The organism is Methanoregula sp. (assembly GCF_002835825.1).
Lineage (GTDB): Archaea > Halobacteriota > Methanomicrobia > Methanomicrobiales > Methanospirillaceae > Methanoregula.
This window is the reverse complement of sequence record NZ_PIZH01000674.1, coordinates 1-1,140: the sequence shown is the minus strand read 5'-3', so window position 1 is coordinate 1,140 and position 1,140 is coordinate 1. Positions and strand designations below refer to the sequence as shown.

The window sequence follows — 1,140 nt, the reverse complement described above, 5'->3', positions numbered from 1 at the left end:
GAGCAGGGGGGTCCGGGAGAACATCGTTGTCCTTGACCTCAAAAGCCTGTACCCGATGGCGATGATGACCATCAACGCCTCGCCCGAGACCAAGGATCCGGCCGGGGAACTCAGGGCGCCGAACGGGATCAGGTTCCGGCGCGAGCCGGACGGGCTCACGCGGAGCATCATCCGTGCCCTTCTCACCGAGCGGTACGAGAAGAAACGGGCCCGGGACCGGTACCCGTTCGGTTCTCCCGAGTATGTGGTCTACGACATGCAGCAGAACGTCCTCAAGGTGATCATGAACACCTATTACGGGGTCTCGGGCTACACCCGGTTCCGGCTGTATGACCGGGAGATCGGTTCGGCCGTGACATCGGTCGGCCGGGCGATCATCGAGCATACCCGTACCGTAATCGAGGAGATGGGGTACCATGTCATCTACGGCGACACGGACTCGTGCATGATCGCGCTCCCGAAAGGTGATCTGCCGGCAACGATCGAGACCGCCCGGACCATTGAGAAACGGCTGAACGGGAGCTACAGCGAGTTTGCGAAACGCGAGCTGAACGCGGACAACCATTTCTTTTCCATCAAGTTCGAAAAAGTGTACCGCAGGTTCTTCCAGGCGGGGAAGAAGAAACGGTATGCCGGGCAGCTCATCTGGAAAGAGGGAAAGGATGTCGATGAGCTGGACATTGTCGGTTTTGAAATCCGCCGCTCCGATTACCCGCAGATCACAAAAGTCGTCCAGCGCGATGTCATGGGGATGATCCTGCGGGGCGAGGGGTATCCCGCGGTCAAGGCATACCTTGCGGACGTTATCAAAAAGTACCGGAAAGGGGAGTACTCACTTGATGAAATCGGGATTCCCGGCGGGATTGGGAAAGCCCTCGATGATTACGAAACAGATGACGCCCACATCCGGGGAGCGAAGTACGCAAACGTGCACCTTAAAACTGAGTTCGGCAAAGGCAGCAAGCCGAAACGGGTGTACATCAAGACCGTGACCGCGAAGTACCCGAAAACTGATGTACTTGCGTTCGAGTACGCGGACCAGGTGCCGAAGGAATTTCTCGTGGACTGGGAGACGATGCTGGACAAGACGATCAGGCAGCCCATCTCCCGTATCATCGAGGCGCTCGGCTGGGAGTGGGC

General features: G+C 58.2%; 1 protein-coding gene. It reads left to right on the top strand.

Annotated features, from left to right (window positions below; genetic code table 11):
* Positions 1 to 1,140 (top strand): DNA polymerase domain-containing protein (locus tag CW742_RS14340; RefSeq protein ID WP_292421547.1); only part of this gene is annotated, 1,140 nt, incomplete at both ends.